13 protein-coding genes and 1 tRNA gene are annotated in these 18,446 nt (G+C 42.1%); 7 read left to right on the forward strand and 7 right to left on the reverse strand.

Annotation, left to right across the window (positions count from 1 at the left end):
- The first annotated feature begins 83 nt into the window (after positions 1-83).
- Entirely contained in the window at positions 84-1,085 is a 1,002-nt protein-coding gene (locus tag BLQ87_RS07810) for a quinone oxidoreductase family protein (protein WP_074605544.1), read from the forward strand.
- On the opposite strand, the gene BLQ87_RS07815 is transcribed toward BLQ87_RS07810, so the two are convergent.
- The 3 genes from BLQ87_RS07815 to BLQ87_RS07825 form a co-directional block, all read right to left on the reverse strand.
- Entirely contained in the window at positions 1,082-1,591 is a 510-nt protein-coding gene (locus BLQ87_RS07815; RefSeq protein WP_074605545.1) for a hypothetical protein, read from the reverse strand. The two genes, BLQ87_RS07810 and BLQ87_RS07815, sit on opposite strands and share 4 nt — an antisense overlap.
- The gene (locus tag BLQ87_RS07820; RefSeq protein ID WP_074605546.1) at positions 1,592-5,560 is read right to left on the reverse strand and encodes a Pls/PosA family non-ribosomal peptide synthetase; all 3,969 of its coding nucleotides are present in this window, start codon (positions 5,558-5,560) and stop codon (positions 1,592-1,594) included.
- A gap of 128 nt (positions 5,561-5,688) precedes the next feature.
- Positions 5,689-7,188: an acyl-CoA dehydrogenase family protein gene (locus BLQ87_RS07825; protein ID WP_074605547.1), complete on the reverse strand. Its 1,500-nt coding sequence runs from the start codon at positions 7,186-7,188 to the stop codon at positions 5,689-5,691.
- 340 nt (positions 7,189-7,528) lie between these two features.
- On the opposite strand from BLQ87_RS07825, the gene BLQ87_RS07830 reads away from it, so the two are divergent.
- Positions 7,529-8,083: a GNAT family N-acetyltransferase gene (locus BLQ87_RS07830; protein ID WP_074605684.1), complete on the forward strand. Its 555-nt coding sequence runs from the start codon at positions 7,529-7,531 to the stop codon at positions 8,081-8,083.
- 173 nt (positions 8,084-8,256) lie between these two features.
- Here BLQ87_RS07830 and BLQ87_RS07835 read toward each other — a convergent pair whose 3' ends face one another.
- Positions 8,257-8,532, reverse strand: a complete 276-nt coding sequence (locus BLQ87_RS07835) for a hypothetical protein (RefSeq protein ID WP_073234326.1) — start codon at positions 8,530-8,532, stop codon at positions 8,257-8,259.
- Between the two features lie 270 nt (positions 8,533-8,802).
- Here BLQ87_RS07835 and BLQ87_RS07840 point away from each other — a divergent pair, with 270 nt between their 5' ends.
- Positions 8,803-10,173 (forward strand): exonuclease domain-containing protein, encoded by a 1,371-nt coding sequence (locus BLQ87_RS07840; protein WP_074605548.1) that lies wholly within the window; start codon positions 8,803-8,805, stop codon positions 10,171-10,173.
- Here the strand turns inward: BLQ87_RS07840 and BLQ87_RS07845 are convergent.
- Positions 10,170-10,640: a YciI family protein gene (locus BLQ87_RS07845; RefSeq protein ID WP_074605549.1), complete on the reverse strand. Its 471-nt coding sequence runs from the start codon at positions 10,638-10,640 to the stop codon at positions 10,170-10,172. The two genes, BLQ87_RS07840 and BLQ87_RS07845, sit on opposite strands and share 4 nt — an antisense overlap.
- A gap of 179 nt (positions 10,641-10,819) precedes the next feature.
- Between BLQ87_RS07845 and BLQ87_RS07850 the strand changes: the two genes are divergently transcribed.
- A tRNA-Arg gene (locus BLQ87_RS07850) sits at positions 10,820-10,893 on the forward strand.
- A 477-nt stretch (positions 10,894-11,370) separates the two neighbouring features.
- Here BLQ87_RS07850 and BLQ87_RS07855 read toward each other — a convergent pair.
- Positions 11,371-11,775 (reverse strand): OsmC family protein, encoded by a 405-nt coding sequence (locus BLQ87_RS07855; RefSeq protein ID WP_074605550.1) that lies wholly within the window; start codon positions 11,773-11,775, stop codon positions 11,371-11,373.
- Between the two features lie 154 nt (positions 11,776-11,929).
- On the opposite strand from BLQ87_RS07855, the gene BLQ87_RS07860 reads away from it, so the two are divergent.
- The 3 genes from BLQ87_RS07860 (at position 11,930) to BLQ87_RS07870 (ending at position 16,980) form a co-directional block, all read left to right on the forward strand.
- Positions 11,930-12,166 carry a hypothetical protein gene (locus tag BLQ87_RS07860; protein ID WP_073234367.1) on the forward strand — a complete coding sequence of 79 codons (237 nt, stop codon included), beginning with the start codon at positions 11,930-11,932 and terminating at the stop codon, positions 12,164-12,166.
- Positions 12,167-12,310: 144 nt separating this feature from the next.
- Positions 12,311-15,535, forward strand: a complete 3,225-nt coding sequence (locus tag BLQ87_RS07865) for a SusC/RagA family TonB-linked outer membrane protein (RefSeq protein ID WP_074605551.1) — start codon at positions 12,311-12,313, stop codon at positions 15,533-15,535.
- A gap of 11 nt (positions 15,536-15,546) precedes the next feature.
- Positions 15,547-16,980 (forward strand): SusD/RagB family nutrient-binding outer membrane lipoprotein, encoded by a 1,434-nt coding sequence (locus tag BLQ87_RS07870; protein WP_074605552.1) that lies wholly within the window; start codon positions 15,547-15,549, stop codon positions 16,978-16,980.
- A 58-nt stretch (positions 16,981-17,038) separates the two neighbouring features.
- On the opposite strand, the gene BLQ87_RS07875 is transcribed toward BLQ87_RS07870, so the two are convergent.
- On the reverse strand, positions 17,039-18,310 hold the full coding sequence (locus BLQ87_RS07875) for a nucleoside recognition domain-containing protein (RefSeq protein WP_074605553.1): 1,272 nt from the start codon (positions 18,308-18,310) through the stop codon (positions 17,039-17,041).
- Between the last annotated feature and the right edge of the window lie 136 nt (positions 18,311-18,446).

Genomic DNA, 18,446 nt, shown 5'->3' on the forward strand with positions numbered 1-18,446 from the left:
CAAAAAAGGGAGTGATGAATAATTGTTTTTTTGTACCGTAGGTTTGTATCGGTGCTGTTCACAAATATAAAACTAAAGTTAAAATGAAAGCAATTGTATTAGAAGGTTTCGGTGATGTGGATCATTTTCATCAGGCTGAAATAGAAAGCCCTGTTCCAAAAGCAGAGGAGGTGTTGATCAGGATTGAAGCTGCTGCATTTAATCCGATAGATTATCAAATGAGACAAGGGCGGCGGGAGAAACAGCTCATGACTTCGCCCATTCTGGGAAGGGAAATGTCTGGAGTAATTGTTGCCATAGGAGCTGATGTGACTGGTTTTCTGCCAGGGGATGAAGTCATGGCTGCATCAGGAAGTAAAGGCTCTAATGGGAGCTATGCAGAATATATGGCCATAAATCCGATAATGATCGCACATAAGCCCTCCAATATCAGTTTTGAGGAAGCTGCCGCAATTCCTTCAGCGGGATTAACAGCATGGCAATGTTTTAAGCGAATGAATATACAACCGGAACAAAGGGTTTTTATTACCGGAGGTTCCGGAGCGGTGGGGAGCTTTCTGATTCGCATTCTGAAATACCATGGCATCCATCAGATCATCAGTACTGCCGGAAGCCAGAAAAGCACGGAAGCTCTATTGGTCCTTGGTCTGGATGAAAGTCAGGTGATCAATTATAAAAATACAGGCCTTAGTGCCGAGCTCATTGCAGCGAATGAAGGAATGTTATTTGATTTTGTGGTAGAGATTGTGGGTGGGGAGATCTCAGAAGTCGCCGCAGAAGTGCTGAAAGTAAATGGTGCCTATTTTGATGTGACCTTTTTAGGTACGGAACGAACAAGAGGTTTGCTTTTTGATAAGGGCTGTGTGGTGATGAATATCTCCAACTACGCACATGCTTTGGGCAATAACCTGGGCTATTACAGGGAGGCATTGAATCAGATTGCCGCCTTGATTGAAGAAGGTAAAATTAGCCCGCCAGCAATACGTATTGTTGGCGGACTCAGTGTGAAAACGGTGCAGGAGGCCCATTTGTTGATGGAAAATAACCTGGGATATGGAAAGAAAAACGTAATGAAAATCAGTTAATCCAACATGGATTTACTGGCTTTGATGTTCAATGTTTTACATAAATGCATAATCCTTTCCGTGTCTGCCCGGCTGACGATCAGGCCCTGAAGATTGTCGCCGTAGCTATCGCCAAATGAAATCAACTGGTAGCCCGGAGGTGTTCCCTTTAACAGTTTATCCAGCCATATAAAATAATCGGGAGTACCAGGGAACTGGCCGTAAGGGAAATCGGGGACGGGTGCTTCCGGGAATACTTCCTGAATTTGTTCATGTAATTCGTCTATTTTATCACAGACAACGAAAACATCAAATAATTCGTTAAAGATGACCCAGGTCGGAATCCCCTCGGGATCTACTTCAAGTAGCCAGGCCATTTCTGCACCTTCGTCTGAATCAATGTACGCCTCAGGATCATTGTAGGCGCTGGTTACGGTTTCTGAAATTTCGTTGATGTCCTCTTCATGCCATCTGTCATTTGCAAGAAGGGTGATCAGTTCTTTGATTAAATCCTCGTTGTTTTCCATTTATAATAATTTGATCGGACTTCCTGTCCATTCTGTTTCATTTGCAAGTTTTTCCCCCTTCATGACCAGGGAAAGTGGTTCCAGTTTCACGTCGTCACCGATTTCACTATCGTAAAGAATGATGGATCTGGAACCAATGCTGCACCTTGCTCCGATTTTTACGGTACCGACTTTCATCACACGGTCTTCAAAAAGGTGCGTTTGTGGACCACAATCTTCATTCAATGCTGTATCATCGCCGATGCTCACCATGTCATGTTCGGTAATGTCGGTCGTATTTAGCCAGACCCTTTTTCCGAATTTAACACCAAAAAGGCTCAGAACCATCGGGAGAAAAGGGGTTCCCTTCATGAATTCCAGCAGGAAAGGAACGGCAAGTGCTTCATAAGTTGTGGTATTGGCCTCGCTGCGCCATACTTTATGTGTCCACATTGGGTGTTGTTCTGCTTTGAACTTTCCTATGGAAATCCATTTCAGCAAAAGGGTAACCAGTAATGCAGGGCCCCCCATATAGAATAGATAATAAAAGGGAAGTTTTGGTGTTTCCTTCAGGATTTGTATCAGTGTACGGTCTTTCACCAGGTCGTGGCAATAGGCTACAAATAAAACGCTGCAACAGATGATGACCGTTTCCGGAAGAATAATGCGGATGCCTTCAATGAGAAAACGCGCGGCTTTTCTACCCAAGGAAGGGTTTGTGGTTAATGATGCCGGGTAATTTCCGCTATCCTGCCTTTTAGGGAGGGCAATTGCCGGAGATCCAAACCAGTCTTTAGCATGCGTTTGCTCCAGCTGTTCAGCGGTAGGTGGAGTCGATAAAACACCGATTAGCATGTCGTCTCCCAGTTCATAGCCCTGTGGGATCAGTGCGCTATTGCCTACAAAACTCCGGTTTCCGACTTTAGTATTGTCCAGGATGAGTTGTTGCCCCCGGATGTCTTCTTCACCTAAAGTTACCGCATCTGCGATAAAAGATTCATCGCCGATCTCCAGCATGGTATGGGTGACATTGCTGGCTGTTGAAATTTCTGTGTTCTTGCCGATTTTTGCACCCAGCATCCTGAAAAAGGAGGAAATGTAGACCGTGGCATATAAGGGGTGAAGGACGATGAGTGAGGTTGAAATCAGCTGATCTGATAGCCATTTCCGGACGTATACCCCGCCATAAACAGGATAGGTGCCTGGTTTCATCTGATACAGAAGTAACCTGGAAAGGATCACGGTTTCTACGGTATAGAGTGATAGGTATAAGATGGTAAGCAATGGAATATGAACAAAGTAGTTGAAACTGTAATCCGGAGCTTGTGTATCCATATAATTTAAAATCTCAATTACCGGTATTAAGGGCAGCAAGATCACAATGGGAAAGAGAATGAGTAAGATGGTATAAAGAAAGCCATAACACTTTCTTTTGAAAGCTGAAACATGGAGCGGCTGAGGCAGTTCTTCCGGTGTTTTCTTGTCCACTGGTTCAGCCGGGCTTCCTTTCCAGACTGCTCCGGCAGCGATGGTTTGTCCGGCCTGTAAATGACTCAGGTCCTGAAGTTCGCCCCAGGCTTCAACCGTTGTTCCTCCGGAGATTACAGCACCACTTCCAATATAGGCATGGTCTGCAATTTTAATCCTTCGCAGTTTCAACAGTCCGTTTTCTACCGTCGCATTGTTGAGTACTACACCTGAACTGATGCTTACATCACTTCCTATCTCCAGCAGGTCTTCCACACCTACAGTAATGGAGCTGATCTGGGAATCCGGTGACATTTTCATGCCCATCATCCGCAGATAGAAAGGGTATAATGGCGTGCCATTCATGAATTGAAGTGGAACCAGTCGCTGGATAGATTTGACCAGCCAGTAGCGGAAATAATAACTCCCCCAAAGCGGATAATCCCCTTCTTTCGTTTTGCCCAGTAAAAGCCACTTTAAGACAATGCTTAACAATGAAAATAAGGGCGCAATGAAGCAGAATAAGACCAGTGCGGTAATGATTGCCCAGAAGGTATCTCCTTTGTCAGTTTCGCTTTTCGCTACTTCATAATAATAGCCCAGGTAAGGAACGAAGATCTGCGCAGCAAAAAGGCCGTAAATGACCAATAAAGAAAATCCTTGTGCAATGCCACAAAACCAGTAACGTAAGGAGCTGATCTTATGAAAAGGTTCTTTTTCTTTTTGCGCGTTATTTTCTGCTTTTTCCGCTGCCAGTTCCCAGGTCTGGATCAGCTTACTGATCGGACGGTTGGTATAAATGTCTTTTAAGGAAGCCTGATGAACACCACCTTCTTTTCTCAGCCAGGAGGACAGTGAGGCTGCAAGAAGGGAATGTCCGCCGAGGTCCATAAAGAAATCGTCTTCAGGGTTGATGGTTCTTCCGGGAAAGAGGTAAGTGAGTCCTGCCATGACCCTTTTGTGCAATGGGTCATCAGGATGAATCACGATGGTTTCTTCCGGTTTTACCTGCATCAAAACTTCCGGTACAGGCAGTTCTTTTCTATTGATCTTGCCACTTGGCAGGCGTGGCATTTTATCCATGAGGACAATCACTAAAGGCACCATATAAGGAGGAAGTACTTTTCCCAACCGGATTCTCGACTGGTGTTCATCAAATGTTGCATTTGCTTTAAGCGTGACGTAACCGATCAGTTGTTCCTGTTGGTTGGCGTCTTTCTTTAGCGCTACTGCTGCTGCGGAAACTTGTTCCAGTTCATTCAGTTTTACTTCTATTTCTCCAAGCTCTATGCGGTAGCCACGAAGTTTTACCTGATCGTCCAGCCGGCCGCGAAAATCGACACTGCCATCTGCATGCATGACGACCGCATCTCCACTCAGATAAATCCTGTCGCCGGGAACTTCATGAAGCGAGTCCGGTTTATCAAGAAACTTTTCTGAGGTCAGGTCGGGGCGGTTGACATAGCCATCACATACCCCCGGGCCCGATATCATTAATTGCCCTTGTTCTCCCAACGGGACCAGTTGAAACTGATCATCTACTACAGCGAGGTTATAGTTCGGTAGTGGATTTCCGATAGTAATGGCATCGCCAGGTCTTAAAGGAATCATGGTGGCCGTTACTGTAGTTTCCGTTGGCCCATAGCTGTTGTAGAATACATTATGTCCGGGTTTGCTCCATCTGTTCAGGACCTGGCTGGTACAAGCTTCTCCACCTGCATTAATTAAGCGCAGGCTGGGTATATCATCGTCAATGACGGCTAGAAGGCTTGGTACCGCATGTAATATGCTGATTTTTTGTGCCCGTAAAATATCACTTAATTCGTCGATAGATTTGGCGGTAGTGGCGTCGGCTACCCAGATGGTTGCTCCGGCAGAGAGGCTGATCCAGGTTTCTTCGCACCACATGTCAAATGATACAGAAAATCCCTGATAGACCCTGTCTTCGGCCATGATCTGAAGGACACTTTGTTCGGACCTGATCAGGTGACAAATCTGGCGGTGACTGATTGGGATTCCCTTTGGTTTTCCGGTACTTCCGGAAGTATACAATACATAGGCACGGTCGTCCGGTAGTGCGGCTATAGAAAAAGGTACGATTTCAGTTGGAAAAGGAGGGATGTGAAAGACAGGGCAGGAGTTTGGGCTCAGTGCATCGCTGAAGCAGGCAGAGGCACCGACTTCTTCCATTACCACATGCACCCGTTCCTCGGGCATTTCCCGGTCTAACGGGACATATGCGGCACCAGATTTTGCGATGCCCAGGATGGCGACCTGTAATTCCATGCTTCTTGGCCACCAAAGGCCTACAGACTGGCCTCTTCCGATCCCATTGGATTGAAGAAAAGCAGCGACGGCATCGCTCCATTGATCCAGCTGCTGATAGGTCAATGATTGCTCATTAAATATGAAAGCTGTTTTCTGAGGATAGCTGTCTGCAGCAGACCTGAAAATATCGCCTATTGTTTCTTCCCGGATAAATTCCGGATGTTGTTTGCCGATGACAATACTCTTCGAATCCATTAAGCGAAGTTAATTTTAGTTCATCGAAATAACCGAAAATTTTTGGTAAAACAAGGGAAATGAAACGGAATAAAAAAAGCATCCACCTTTTGAGGTGAATGCTGGTATGAATGAGTTGGTGTTTAATGTTATGCGAAGTTCAGCCATGAGCTTTCTGCCGAATAATCATCAATTACCTTAACGGTATTGTCGAATTGGAAGGATGCAATTAACGCAGCCACTTCTTGTTTAACCATAGTGATGCAATTGTCGACCAGGTCTTTTCTGAATCCTTTTTTCTGTAAGTTGAGTACGTATCCGATACAGATGACCCTGGTTAATACCTTGCCCAGATCCACCATTTTACGTTGTGAGAGGTTCTCTGCAAGACTAAAGGATAGGTCCTTTTTGAAATGTTGACAAGCTTCTGCGGTGAGGTTGAATACGTTTAAGAAATCAAACAGATTCGATTGTTTCTGCTTTTTCATTGTTCTGGTGATCATTTCTGCTGTTTGGTTATACAGCATTTCATTGGAGCCTTCAAAGATCTGGAAAGGTCTGCTGTCCATGATTCCACGACCACCAATGTGGGTTGTTCTGTATCCGTTAGCACCGGAAAGCTGAACGAGTAATTGCGCCGATTCCTGCATCAGGTCGGTCACCACTGCTTTCATGGTATTTGCTTCCAGTCCTTCAGTCGCCAAGTTGTGTTGAATTCCACTGATTTCACTGCTGTGTGCACACATGGCAGAACAAATGGTATAGGCCGACTGGATTCTGGAGATTTGAAACTGTACATTATCTATCGCCATTAGATTACCTGCACCTACGATGCGGGTATGGCAGTGTTGCATGGCTTCGTCCAGCATTCTTTTGATAAATCCCATTCCCATTCCCGGGAATTGCATTCTGCTTCTGTGGAGGATATCCAGCATCATTTTGATTCCGGTAGTTTCCGGTTTCAGTCTGAAATTATGAGGTACAACAAGGTCCAGTTTATTTAATCCGTAAGGGATCATATAAAGACCCGCATTGTCAAAAACTTCTTCTACAACGATGTGTTGTTTTGGTTGTGTGATGTCACACAGGAAGAAATCAATATCCCTGCCCAGGTCACCATTCTCATTTGCATTTCTTGCAGCGATGATCCAGTAATCTGCCATGCCTGTAAGTCCCTGCCAATGTTTGGTGCCTTTGATCTGATACCCTTGTTCCAGTTCTTTGGAGGTTGTTTTCATATTGAGGGCATCACTACCGTAATCAGGCTCGGTAATCATGAGGCCACCCATTTGTCCTTTTTCAAGGAAGTTATGGAAGATTCCCGATTTTACGGACTCATCTGCATATTTAGAAACCGGCTCTAAAAAAAGGGCGATATTGATTCCAAAGGTTAAAGATAGTGGGAGGGATTCGTAAGATGCTGCGGCCAGAACGCCCAGGCATTCTTTAACGATACTTCCGCGTCCGCCAAACTCAGTAGGGATAGCAACCGAAAGTGGTTGCTTGTCCATGATTCCCTTCAGTATTTCAGGAGGTAAACCTCTTTCCAGACTTAGCTTATCAATATCGGACTGTACATGGAATAGATTTTTTAAAGTTTGCTCGAAGTCTTTGATATAATCAGAAAACTTGATGTCGGTTAATGTCATATATAGAATACAAATATTTTAATAAGATCGTTTCGCAAATAAGTGAATATTTATCTAGAATCTTTATAAATAATAAACAATTTTTGCTGGATATCAAATTCAAAATAATGACAATGTGGTGAACTATAAAATGATCACGGTCACATTGCTCTGATTTAGTATGACGAAGTAGGTTCCTATTCCTTCTTACACAGCTGTTTAATCCTTTCAATAGGTGCTAAAGGAAGTGTATATCTTCCAGGGCACACTAAAGAGAGTATGGAAATATACGGTTTAAATCAAAAGAATGGTAAGAATCGGCGATTTTTTTGGCCTTTGGCAATTTCTTATATTTACAATTATGCAAGCAATTCCGACTTTAAAAACCGAACGGCTTATCCTGAAAGGTGTAAGCATGGAAGATGTGCCGTCCTATACCAGGTATTTTGTTGATTACGATGTAGTCCGTTATTTATCGGCAGAAGTACCCTGGCCATATCCGGAAAACGGAGTGAAAGATTACCTTGAACATATTGTATTACCTCAACAAGGCGATGGGCATTGGGTATGGGGAATTTTTTTAAAGGAACAGCCGGATCAGCTCATTGGTACTATAGATCTGAGGAGAGAAGGAAAGCCGGAACACCGGGGTTTCTGGTTGGGCAAGCCGTTTTGGGGAAGAGGAATCATGACGGAAGCGAACTTTCCGGTGCTTGATTTTGCCTTTTCGGAGCTTGGTTTCGACTGTTTACTGTTTGCCAATGCGCTTGGTAATGTCGGTTCCCGAAGGATTAAAGAGAAAACGGGTGCCCGGTTGATCGGTCACAGGGAGACAGGGTTTGTAGATCCTCTTTTTACAGAAAGCGAAATATGGGAATTGAGCCGGGAGAACTGGTTGAAATTTAAAGGGGTTTAGTCTTTCTGTCTGCTTTTTTTAGCGCATAATTCTCACCTCACTAGTCGGCTTTTTGTTGACTAATGAAATAGATTTACTCCTGAGGCTATTGTTTGGCTTGGGTAGGAGCAGGGCAGGGCTGAAATTAAATTCCGCTTCTGCCTTTGCTATTTGCCTTAAGAATACCTTTGAAACTACTTTTTGTTGACAAATACGCCTTTAAAAGCAGACCAGCATGCGTTTTTTATATCAGTTGGAAGTCCGTCTTTTACATAAAACTGGATTCCGTTTTCATCATAAAAATAACGGAAATAATTACCCAATCTATCTGGCTTCTCTCCGGTGTGGATATTTTCACGACTCAGCAACCAGCGGGAATAAGTTACTTCAACACCGTTTAAGGCATCTTCAAGATCTTTAATTCTACCAGAACTTTTGTCGTTATTAATCAATTCACTATAATCCATCATATCACATATTACTTTAATAGACAAAGGTACGGATAATATAATGGTCCTGCGACTAAACTCCTGTTTTTGACGGGAATCCGACGTTGTTGTGGGTATTTTTCATAAGTTTTTGAAGCCTGGCTTCTCTCTGAAATTTGTTTTATCCTAATGGGAAGGGCTTGCTGTCGTTATTTAGGAAAGCCATAACTCTGGATATTATTTTAATTAACCTTTGTTATACTAAATTTATTAGCATATTTACAGCCTGAAATCACTACTTTTAAAGAAATCATGTTGTACGCTGTTGTAGATATAGAGACCACTGGTGGTTATGCCTCAGGGAACGGGATTACGGAAATTGCCATTTTGATTCATGATGGCGTATCAGTAATCAATTCATTTGAAACGCTGATTAATCCAAGGCAATATATTCCTGATCATATTGAAGCACTGACTGGTATCAGTAATGATATGGTGGCGAATGCTCCTGTATTTGCTGATGTGGCTTCGGAGATTTATGATTTATTGCATGATAAGGTTTTTGTGGCCCATAATGTGAATTTTGATTTTTCCTTCATCAAACACAACCTCAGCGAAGCAGGATATGATTTGCAATGCAATAAATTATGCACAGTAAGGTTAAGCCGTAAAATATTACCGGGGCATAAATCCTATAGCCTGGGTAAACTGTGTGCAGCATTAAAAATTTCGCTGAATAACCATCACAGGGCGGGGGGAGATGCTAAGGCTACTGCAGAATTGTTAAGCATGTTGCTGCAGAATGATTCAGAAGGTCTCATCCATCAATCGCTTAAATCTACGTCTAAAGAACAGGCATTACCTCCTAATTTGCCGAAATCGGAGATAGATAAGCTTCCGTTAACTCCCGGGGTCTATTATTTTAAAGATGAGAAAGGCAAAGTAATTTATATCGGGAAGGCGAAAACGTTAAAAAAAAGAGTGTGTTCCCATTTCAGTGGAAACAATGCAGGTAAACAACGCCAGGATTTTCTGAAGAACATTTATAGCGTAGATTTTGAAGTCTGCGGGACTGAATTAATGGCTTTCATTCTGGAAGCAACGGAAATCAAGAGGTTATGGCCGGAAAATAACCGCGCATTAAAGCGGTATGAACAAAAATATGCCTTATACTCATTTGAAGACCAGAAAGGATACCTCAGATTAGGTATTGATACGTTTAAGAAGAACATGCCGGTATTGTATAGTTTCAATACAATTCTGGAAGGTCACCATATTTTAAGGATTTTGATCAAGGATCATTTTTTATGTGAGAAACTGTGTTATATCCAGAAAAACAGGATCGCCTGTACAGGTCATGAGGAAGGAAGTTGCAGTGGTGCCTGTGTAGGTAAGGAATCGGCCCCTGCTTATAACGTGAGGGTGAAATACGCGATTGAACAGCTAAAATCCATGCTTCCGAGTTTTGCTGTTATCGATGCCGGAAGAACAGAAGATGAGCAGAGCTGTATTTTAGTAGAGCAAGGTAAATTATATGGAATGGGGTATATTTCCCAGTATGCAGATGTTAATGCGCCTGACCTTCTTAAATCCGCTTTAAAGGTGTATCCTTCGAATGATTACATCATGCACCTGATCCTGACACATACGGAGCAATATCCCCAAAAACGAATTGCGGTTTAGTGACTCCGTTTCTCGATTTTACTGTGAATTTTCAAGGTTTCTTTTAACGCTGCTGATCCATACCAAATGATCAGGTCTGCGTCCAATAGTTTTGATTGGATGGCCGGATCTGTGTCTACCAGTTTCCTTGCTTCTTCAATTGTAGGAACATCAAGGATAAAGATCCCCCTGTAATTCTTGTCGTTTTTGCCTAAAGGTCCGGCGACAACTAGTTTCCCATCGGTCACTAATTTTCCAATATTTACCATGTGTCCTCTAAAAACACTGTCTTGTTTTGCCTTTGAAAGACTTTTTTCAGTGCCTGTTTTTAAAATAGCGAGTACATAGGTCTTCATTCCGTACTCATCGGCGTTCAATTCCTTTGCCAGCTTCTCATCGTAATTTTTGTTGGTTTCCTGAGCGTTTACCCCTTCGTAAAAAGCTGTTAAACAAATAATTAATGCGGTTATTAGATGGCGTTTTTTCATGTGATGTTAAATTGTGGTGAATCCCCTGTGATATTTCTGTATTTCTAAATTACATTTTTTTTTGCATCCTATCGTGCTTAAAAGCAGTGAAATACGCATTAGAGGTGAATTTATTTGTAAAATAGATTTGCGGTTCTTCATTTTTACTCCTATCTTTGGGGCTCCAAAAAAGGGAAAACGCATCCATAGCTCAGCTGGATAGAGCAACGGTTTTCTAAACCGTAGGTCATAGGTTCGAATCCTATTGGGTGTACGAGGGATTTATCTCTTAAATTAAGGCGAAGTTGCTCCAGACTTCGTCTTTTTTTGTTTAAAGGTTTTTTTTTGCCGAGATTTTTGCGAAATTCAAGAATCAAGACCTAATTCCTTTTTAAAACTCCCGGATCAAAGCCTGATTCCTTGTATCCGCCGAATTCTCTGTTATTAAGGTTTCATTTTACACAAGCTACTATATTGATCACTACTCTAAGCGCCTCTGGTAACTTTTTTAAACCTTTTGTCTGCTTATAGATCTGAATATCCTGGAAGTCTAATTTTATTAAGTACCGCAAGTCTCATAGATTGATTAGATAAATGTTCAATTAAAATTCTGGTTTCAGTAAAATTCTCAGACCATGATTTAACTTTTATAGCTGTTCCGGCCATACAAACCATTAACATCCCCTTTCCACCTCCAACTTCTGAATAATAGCTATGTCATATGTAAAAGAAGGGCATTTTGTTTTCGACGTTAAACCCTGGTTTCAATCTTAATCGGATTGCTCAAAATCTTATGAATCGGGCATTTATCTGCGATTTGCATCAAACGATCGTGTTGCTCTCCTGTCAGCTCTCCGGTTAATTCAATTTTTCTGGTGATGACCGTAGCCTCATTCATATCTTTCTCTTTACATATCGCCAGCTCAATCCGGATAAATTCTAGGTTAAGCCCCTTTCGGTCTGCATACATCCTTATCGTAATCGCTGTACAGCTACCCAAGCTGGCAAGAAGTAGGGCACCAGGAGCCATCCCTTCATCTGTTCCACCAAGGTCTTCCGGCTCGTCGGAGTAAATAAAGTGTCCATCTGAGTACACTTTTGTCTTATAGTTTGACCTGTCCAGTTCGGTGATTGCGGTAATTTGTTTGTCTGACATATTGGTAAATAAAAGTAATTATTAAACTGATGTAAATATTGGAACAACAGGATGTACAAAACGTTTGCTCATTTCACAATTAAATATTATTTAGTTAAGATTACCTAAACATTTCAACAATAGATTTGTTGTCAATACCTAACCTCATATAAATATGCTAAGTAATTATCTCAACTTTCAGTTTGATGTTCAGGGGAAACCTGTGAAAGGTTTTTGCATGAGGATTCAGGACGATTTTCATGAAACGTATGCCGTAGTATTGGATGGCTATCATTCCTTTTGTGTATGGCTGGATTCTTCCAGTACCTGGAGGTCTTCAAAATATACAAGTGTCGAACCTGGGGTACTCGAACAAATTATCAATCGCTTGTCGCTAAGCAAACTGGCATAGTCATTTTCTGTTTCTGTAAATATTTTTATTTAGCCTGATCCTTTTAAAGGTAATCGTGTATCAATTTAGCTAAAACGCATAAATTATTGATATTGTAGTCATTTTTTTAGTATTTTCCTTTATCGAAACTTAAATACTAACCAAATGAACAAAAGATTTACCCTTATTTGTTCCTGTTTTATTTTATTCGCATTCAGTGGTTTTGCCCAGCAAGTTGTTCGGGGAAAGGTAAGTGATGCAGGTAATGGAGCAGGCATTCCGGGTGCAAGTGTCCTTGTCAAAGGCAGCACCTTAGGAACTTCAACTCAACCGGATGGTACTTATAGTATTACCTTGCCGGCAAATGCAACGACACTTGTTGTAAAATACCTCGGGTTTTTGACACAGGAGGTTCCGGTTAACAACCGGACACTGATCAATATTAATTTAGTGCCTGATGAAACGTCACTCACAGAAGTGGTGGTTACAGCATTGGGCATCAAACGCAGTGAAAAATCCATCGGTTATTCCACACAAACCGTGAAAGGGGATAACCTGACGATGACAAAGGAGCAAAACGTGCTGGGCTCCCTTGCAGGAAAGGTTGCCGGTGTACAAGTCGTTGGATCTTCGGGTGCAAGTATGGGAGGAACGCAGAAGATTAAAATCCGTGGAGTGAACTCTTTAAGTGGCAGCAGCTCTCCACTGATCGTTGTAGATGGTACGCCCATCTCTGATGCCAACTTCAGTACTGACAGTGGGAATGGTGTGGATCTGGGAAATATCTCCCAGGATATCAATCCGGAAGATATTGAATCACTCAATGTTTTGAAAGGTGCTGCAGCTTCCGCACTTTATGGAATCCGCGGACAAAACGGAGTGATCATGATTACGACAAGAAAGGGAAGTAAAGGCGTAAAAAAAGTGGATGTACGTTTCAATTCAGGTTTCTCGATTGAAAAGGTCAGCAATTTTCTGCCTTTGCAAAATATTTATGGAGTAGGTAATAACCAGACTTTCCAGACCCTGGCTAATGGAGATAAATACATCAATGGAAATGACGAAAGCTGGGGTCCAAAAATGGACGGTACTCCGGTAAGAATGTATTATAGCTTTTATCCTCAGGATGCTGAGTATGGAAAATTAACACCCTTTGTTCCTCAACCCAATAATATCAGGGATTTCTATGAGACTGGAAAGAACATCAATAATAGTCTGTCTGTAACCGGTGGAAATGAAAACTCTTCCTACCGTTTGTCTTATAACAATGCTTATATCAATGGAACGATCCCTAATACCTGGCTGAAAAGAAATAACCTGAGTTTAAGTTCTGACCTGAAGCTGACCGATAAACTTACCGTTGGCGTAAATGCAAATTATGCCAATAATAACGGCCAACGGCCGGAACAGGGATATCAGGGCTCTTTCTCCGGAGCTACCCAATGGTTTCAGCGAAATATAGACATTAACAGGCTGCGTAATTATCAATATGCGGATGGCACCATTATGAACTGGAACGTCAATCCGAATACCAGCACAGGAATGATCACCAGCGCGAATAATAAACCGAGTGATTGGAATAACCCATTCTTTGATGCCTATAGAAGTTTAAATAATGATGATCGTGACCGTTTATTTGGTGATGTGAGCCTGAATTATCAGGTCCTGCCTGAATTGAAATTAAGTGCTTTTGTACGTTCAGACAGGTATACGCAAAATATCTCTCATAAAGAAGCATTTGGAGGTCGCCTCGACGATGCTTATTCTGTAGGGAAATACCAGGGAATCGATAATAATTATGAGTTCTTAGGGCAATATAACAAGCAATTTGGTGACATTTCCTTAACAGGGAACCTGGGTGCCAATTTATATACAGAGAAGTTTACACAGACCTTTCAGGCTACTGTAGGCGGTTTGTCAAGCCCTGATTTTTATAGTATGGCGGCTTCAGTAGATCGTCCGGAAAGTACCTCATACTTGCGTAGAAAAGAAGTCCGTAGTGCTTATGCGATGGCTTCGGTAGGGTATAAGGATACTTACTTTTTGGACGCCTCCCTTAGAAACGACAACTCTTCGGCATTGCCGAAAAATAACAATTCCTATTGGTATTACTCTGTCTCAGGTAGTTTCGTGTTCAGCCAGCTGCTAAAATGGGAACCGCTTTCTTTTGGTAAATTAAGAGCCAGTTATGCCCTGGCGGGTTCGGATCTTAAACCTTATCAGGTAAATCCTTACTATTCTCCCGGAAGTGTTTATAAAAACACCGATTTGAACATCAATACTTTATTAGTTCCGGATAAGCTGAACAACCCGAATATAAAACCTGCTTTCGCAAATTCCTTTGAAATAGGAACGGACCTCAAATTTCTGAACAACAGGTTGGGTTTTGAATTCACCTATTATCAGCAGAAAAATAAAAATCAGATCATCAATCTTTCGGTATCAGGAGCGAGTGGATATACAACAAACGTAGTGAATGCCGGAATGATTCAAAATCAGGGAATAGAATTCTCCCTGTCCGGAACACCTATCCGTTCTAAAATGTTCAGTTGGGATGCTACCCTGAACTTTAACCGCAATAAAAGTATCATCAAAGAACTGTATCAGGACTTATCGGTATATCAACTGGATATAAATACCTATTCCAGTGTAAACATGTACCTTAATGCCACAGTTAACAAGAGTTTTGGTAGCCTTGTAGGGCAGGCTTATGCCCGAGATTCCAAGAGCGGAAAAATTCTTTTGGGATCGGATAACCTGCCTTTAATCGAAAATAACCATGATTTTGGAAGTGTATTGCCTGAGTTTACCGGAGGATTCCTGAATAGCTTTAAAATCGGGAAATTCGATATCTCGGCCATGATCGATTTTCAAAGTGGCGGGAAGTTTTTTAGCTGGACAAAAATGCTGGCTACGAAATCAGGACAGGCAGCGGAAACTGCGGTGATGAATGATAGGGGGGCAAATGTACGTGACCCTCTGACTAGTAATGGAGGTGTTAAGCTGAATGGTATCTATGGCCCTGGAACAAAAATCGCCGGTGTAGATGTAAGCGGACAGGAATTTAACGGATATGTGGATGCCAGGTCTTATTTCAGGAATTCTATTGGAACCAAAGTCTATGAAGAATGGTTGTACAATGCTTCTTACATTAAATTGAGAGAAGTAAGCGTCGGGTACAACTTTACAGAAGGTTTTATGAAGAAAACTCCTTTTAAATCAGCGAAGATCGCTGTAGTGGCCAGAAATCCCGCGATGATCTGGCAAAAAGCACCAAAAGGACTTGATCCTTCAGAATTGTCTACCGGAAGCGCCTCTATCAGCTGGCTGGAAAAAGGAGAATTTCAAACGGTACGCTCTTATGGTATTAACCTGAATCTGACATTTTAATCTATACTCAAATGAAACCACTATATCATATATGCCTGGTTACTATACTTGCTTTAACAGCAACGGGCTGCAATAAATTTGATGATGACATCAATAGAGATCCCAATAATCCGGAGAAGGCTTCTGCCACACAATTGATCGCCAGCGCACAGCAGTCTTTGCCAGATATTGGTTCTGCGTTCGATAAAAATGCTTCGCCTTATGGAATTCATTATCCTCAATATATTTCGGGCACCACTTTTACGGAGAACAGCCGTTATAATACGGTGAATTTTAATTTTTACCCAATCTATGCCGGGCCATTAATGAACCTGACAGAGGCGATTAAAGTGGCAAATAATCCAAATGAGGGGCCTATTGCAAACCAGATTGCTGTAGCCAAGATTATGAAGGCCTATTATTTCTGGCATGTTACCGATCGTTGGGGTGTTGTTCCATATACGGAGGCCTTTCAAGGTCGCGCAGATTTTACGCCTAAGTACGATTCGCAACAACAGATCTATAACGATCTTTTCAAATTACTGGACGAAGCAAACGCCGCTTTCGTTGTTGGTAACATCAAAAATGATATCATTTACGGCGGAGATATGGTCAAATGGAAAAAACTGGGCAATACCATTCACCTGCTAATGGCATTAAGACTCTCTAAGGTAGATGCGGTTAAAGGGGCTGATGAATTTAAGAAAGCCCTGGCAAACGGAATTATGGAAAAGAACGAAGACAATTTTACTTATGTTCACCTGGTGGATAAAGTCAATGAGAACTTTTGGTATACTTCGTTTGGGCGGTTGAAAAGAAACTGGTTTGCCGTAAGTAAAACGGTTGTTGACTATATGCAGCCATTGAGTGATCCTCGTTTACCTGTTTTTGCAGATAAAAATGGAGCAGGTAACTATGTGGGATTAGAATATGGTCTTCCAGGTTCTGTGTCTGTGGTGATCAATAATATTTCTTTATTGGGATCAGCCCTTCGCCAGCAAAATTCACCTACCTATCTGGTAACTTATGCGCAAGCTTTATTTGCAAAAGCAGAAGCAGCAAAGTTAGGCTGGATCCCAGGAGGAGATGGGGATGCAAAGCTCAACTATGATAAAGCGATTGAACAATCCATTCTTCAATGGACGAAAAGTACAAATGGGTTGACTGTGTTTATAGGGCAACCACAAGTCGCTTATAATCAGGCGATAGCACTTCGACAGATAGCAGAACAACGTTGGATCCATCTCTTTATGCATGGTTATGAAGGCTGGGCAGAATGGAGAAGAACAGGCTATCCTTTGCTAAGTCCTGCGCCGAACAATAACAATCTCGCTATTCCAAGAAGAGAGGGATATCCTACTCAGGAAATTTCAAATAATGGACCAAACTACTCTGCAGCAATTGCGGCCTTTCCTTATGGGGGTACCGACGACCTGAATGCCCGGGTATGGTGGGATAAACCATAAATACAAAAAGGCAGGTATTCAGAAAAATACCTGCCTTTTTTAGGATTAGATAAAATGGCTATCCAAAGAACATATAGCATAAGCCGATCGCGGTGCAAACACCTACTAAATCGGCTAATAACATGGCGCCAATTGCATAACGGGTATTGGTAATGCTTACTGAGCCGAAATATACGGCAATTACATAGAAGGTCGTATCTGAAGAGCCTTGTAAGATGCTGGACAACCTTCCGGCAAAAGAGTCTGGTCCATGCGTGGTCATGGTATCAATCATCATGCCTCTGGCACCACTTCCGCTCAATGGCCTGATCAATGCAGTTGGAATTCCGTCGATAAACCGAGTATCCGCACCCATTAGGGCACAAACATGTTTTATTCCATTGATGACCATATCAAAAGTGCCGCTGGTACGCAATAAACTAATGGCAATCAGCATTCCTACCAGGTAGGGGATGATCCGGATTGAGGTATCAAAACCACCTTTCGCACCTTCCACAAAGGCATCATATACATTGATCTTCTTATAGAGTCCGCCGAGGACAATCAGTAGAAATATCAATAACAACAAACCATTGCTCAGAATTCCTGAGAATTGCTGGAGGCCTGCGGTATTCAGGCTGGTAAGGTATAAAACCAATACCGCAATTACTGCCGAGATGCTCAATACCCAAGCCAGAATCACTGGCTGAAAAATATTAATTTTTTGTTTAAAAGAAACAATGAGCATCGCAGCCATTGTTGCTGCAAAGGTGGCAATCATACAAGGAATAAAAATGTCTGTAGGATTGGCCGAATTTAAAGAAGCCCGTACCGCAATGATACTTACTGGAATCAGGCATAACCCAGAGGCATGTAGACAAAGGAACATGATCTGTGCATTGGAGGCCGTATCTTTACTTGGGTTGAGTTCCTGTAAACTCTCCATGGTTTTTAATCCGAAAGGGGTGGCTGCATTGTCCAGGCCCAATAAGTTTGCCGAGAAATTCATGACCATATGTCCCGTTGCCGGATGTCCTTTGGGGATGTCAGGGAAAAGCTTAGAGAAGAATGGCCCAATGATTCTGGACAATAAGCGGATACCTCCGGCTCTTTCAGCGATGGCCATAAAGCCCATAAATAAGGCCATGATACCGATTAGTTTTAAGCAAATGTTGACTGCCGTCCAGCAGGTTTCAATGATGCCATCTACTTTTAATACGTTGCCTGCGTCGCTGGCTTTACCAACGATCATCAGGTTGAAGATTTCGGTTTCGCCTAAAAAGAAACATTTTATACTGGCAACCACAATCGCAATGATGATGAAAGCGGACCAGATTCTACTTAATGCCATTAAAATAAGATTAGTTGAGTCGTTAAATTTATAGTTTTGATTCTAATAATCCGTCTTTAAAGCAGAATAAAATGCAGGTCCGGATAAAAGAGTTTGAAAATAGCCTAAAAGCAAAAGGTCCCGCAAACTTTGCAGG

The organism is Pedobacter steynii (genome assembly GCF_900103665.1).
Lineage (GTDB): Bacteria > Bacteroidota > Bacteroidia > Sphingobacteriales > Sphingobacteriaceae > Pedobacter > Pedobacter steynii.